Below are 3161 nucleotides of genomic sequence, written 5' to 3'. Positions count from 1 at the left end.
AAAAAGCCATGTTTGATAACGAGAAATCAAGCCTTTTGGAGTCATCTTGCAGGTTTTTGGTCGTATCTCGGCTCAATGCCACTATTGCCCCAATTACCCAGAGCTGCGAATCTTTGGGAATTAGCCGCTTTACCTACTACAAGCGGCTGCACAAAAACTAAAGTAGTTTACAGGAGTAGCAACTACTAGGAGAATTGCATGAGCCAACAGAGTGTCGAACGAGTTCCGAAGCAAATGCAAGCTAAATTTGAGGAAATCGTCAGCCTCACCGATACCTTTTGCCAAAAGCATCTCAACGAAGAATATGCCCAACTGTGCCGAAAACTGGCGGCGGCGTTGAGTCGGAAACGTCCTTCACCCTTAGCGAAAGGCAAGGTTAACACTTGGGCTTGCGGTATCGTCCACGCACTAGGCATGGTGAATTTTCTGTTTGACCCAAGCCAAACACCCCACATGAGTGCGAGTGAAATTTACCAGCAGTTTGGGGTGAGCCAGAGTACAGGCTCAGCCAAGTCCAAGCAGGTGCGAGACGCGATGGATATGTACCAAATGGACCCAAAGTGGTGTGTCCCAAGTAACATAGACAAAAATCCCCTAGCCTGGATGGTCTCAATCAATGGCTTGATTGTGGATGTCCGTAATGCCCCGCGTGAATTCCAACAAGAGGCATTCCGCCAAGGTTTAATTCCTTATCTGCCAGAAGATGAACAAAAGTAAGGAACAGAAACTAATTGCCAATACCCTACACGGTTGCAAGCGCCAAATCACCGCCTAGAAAAAAATATCAGTCATAGATGAAGTCTTCAGAGCCATGTTGTCAGAATTGATGACTGGATAATCGACAACTCTACCATTATTCAAAAAGGAGTATTAACCGATGCAACTAGAAGATTACTTCAACTTTCTCGCACCCAATGACATTCGGTTGGCTGGCTCCCGTATCGGGATTGAAACCATTCTATATGAGTACATTTACCGCGCTCGGACTCCAGAAGAAATCGCCCAAACTTATCCTTCCATTACATTAGAACAAGTCTACGCCACAATTCTCTATTACCTGCATAACAAAGAAACTATTAGCAAGTACATTGCTGATTGGTTAGAGTATTGCCTGAAATCAGAGCGAGAGCAGGATGAAAATCCGCCTGCCTTTGTAGTCAGACTTCGCCAGTTAAAAGCAGAGCGAGGAGCAGCCACACAGGTTTTAAATGAGCATTAATTACTTACTGGATGAAAACTTGCCTCCTCTGTATAAAGTGCAGCTTCTCCGCCGCCAAAGCGATCTAATCGTTTGGATGATTGGAGAGCCTGGAGTTCCCCCTACAGGCACATTAGACCCAGAAATTCTATTGTGGTGTGAGATAAATAACTTTATCTTAGTCACAAATAACCGCAGTTCCATGCCCGTACATTTGGCAGAGCATCTAGCCCAAGGACACTATATCCCAGGAATTTTTGTCCTGCGTCCCAGAGCAGAAATCGGGCAAGTCCTTGATGACTTAATTCTAATTGCTTTGGCAGGAAATGAAAATGAATATCAAGACCGAATTGTTCATATCCCTCTGAGTTAATTGGGGCGGATGTAGCAAAAAACTCTATTGGCGAATTCAAAAACGAGTCAAACGAGCATGGCTTACTCCCCGTTCTGGGGTTCACAAAGAATCTTTCTCCCGTGTTAGTGCAAATACTTGAAAACAGTCAAATTTAGGGAGTGAATTTTTCTCTAATGCTTTGAAAGTAGAACAAGCTAAAGTCGCTTTATTGGAAAAATTTTTGCAAAATTAGAATAAAAAAAGGCTTAGTTGAGATAAAATTATGTTTATTTAAAGCCAAATATTATAAAAATTAACTGTGGCTATAATAGAATCTACTAATTCTAAAAGCAACCTAACTAAATTTATCCTGAATCTCCGTAATTCAGAAAAATCTGCTCCAATTAATCAGATTAATATTAGTGCGGAAATTGATACAAGTTTATTTGTTGACAGGGAACAATTGATAGAGGCGTTACGAGCTGGCTTCTTAGTATTACAGTTGTAGATAAGCTAAACTGTATTTAGAAGTAAATAGATAGTAGCGATGCTCGACCCATCCAACGTGTTTCTCACAGGTGTTGCGTTAGAAGCGCTGTCTCAATGGGACAACACACTAAAGACATTTCAGCAAAAACTGGGAAAGCACTTTGCCCGTTCGGAAGCACGTAGAGCAGCCTTTGATTATATCCAAGCACTATTGAGTCCAGTTGAGCGTAAGAACGGCTGGCAGATAGCAGAACAAGTAGGGGATGTCAATCCCTATCGCTTCCAACATCTACTAGGACGAGCACAGTGGAATGCGGATACAGTGTGTGCAGCGATTCGGCAATATGCAGTGGAGCATTTGAAGAGCGAGACGGATATTTTAGCCATTGATGAAACAGGCTTTCTCAAGCAAGGAGAGCAATCAGTAGGCGTACAAGTGCAGTATTACGGTACAACTGGGCATTTGGAGAATTGCCAGGTGGGTGTGTTCATGTCCTATATCAGTGACAAAGGACAGACGTTAATAGATCGCCGCTTGTATCTACCGCGTTCATGGACAGAAGATCAAAACAAACGTAAGAAGGGGGCGGTTCCAGAAGAGATTCTGTTTGCGACTAAACCTCAACTAGCTATTCAGATGTTGGAGTCAGCGATTGCTGAGGGAATTCGCCCTGCCTGGTTTGTAGCTGATGAAGTTTATGGGAATGATGGTTCGTTCTGGTGGTGGCTGGAAAAGACTGCCAAACAGCCCTATGTACTGACGGTGAACAAGAAGCAACCTGTAGTAATTGGTTGGCAACGTTATCGAGCCGAAGACTTACTGCCACAATCAGACTCCCAGCAGTGGCAGCGCCTTAGTTGTGGCGCTGGCAGTAAGGGAGAAAGATACTATGACTGGGCGAGAGTGCCAGTTAATTGTGACAAATCAGACGGCTTTCAGCGTTGGCTGCTGTTTCGTCGCTGTTTGGAGCATCCTGATGACCCTCGCTTCATCAGCTACTACCAGGTATTCGCCAACAGCAATACGACTTTAGAAGCGATGGCTCAAATAGCTGGACAACGATGGCGAATTGAAGAATGCTTTAAGTTTGCCAAAGATCAGTTAGGTTTAGGGGAATATGAAGTTCGCTCCTGGCATGG

The 3161-nt window shown here is 43.9% G+C and carries 4 protein-coding genes; all 4 read left to right on the top strand.

Annotated features, from left to right (window positions below; genetic code table 11):
- Nucleotides 1-198: 198 nt before the first annotated feature.
- Nucleotides 199-717, top strand: a complete 519-nt coding sequence (locus tag DSM107010_RS37425; RefSeq protein ID WP_106166085.1) for a DUF6398 domain-containing protein — start codon at nt 199-201, stop codon at nt 715-717.
- A 160-nt stretch (nt 718-877) separates the two neighbouring features.
- Entirely contained in the window at nt 878-1219 is a 342-nt protein-coding gene (locus tag DSM107010_RS37420) for a DUF433 domain-containing protein (RefSeq protein WP_106166084.1), read from the top strand.
- Nucleotides 1209-1571, top strand: a complete 363-nt coding sequence (locus DSM107010_RS37415) for a DUF5615 family PIN-like protein (RefSeq protein ID WP_106166083.1) — start codon at nt 1209-1211, stop codon at nt 1569-1571. The genes DSM107010_RS37420 and DSM107010_RS37415 overlap by 11 nt, the downstream gene beginning before the upstream one ends.
- Nucleotides 1572-2079: 508 nt before the next feature.
- On the top strand, nt 2080-3161 hold a 1082-nt coding region (locus DSM107010_RS37410; RefSeq protein ID WP_127025381.1), incomplete at its 3' end, for an IS701 family transposase.

The organism is Chroococcidiopsis cubana SAG 39.79 (assembly GCF_003991895.1).
Lineage (GTDB): Bacteria > Cyanobacteriota > Cyanobacteriia > Cyanobacteriales > Chroococcidiopsidaceae > Chroococcidiopsis > Chroococcidiopsis thermalis.
This window is presented reverse-complemented; position numbering and strand designations above follow the sequence as displayed.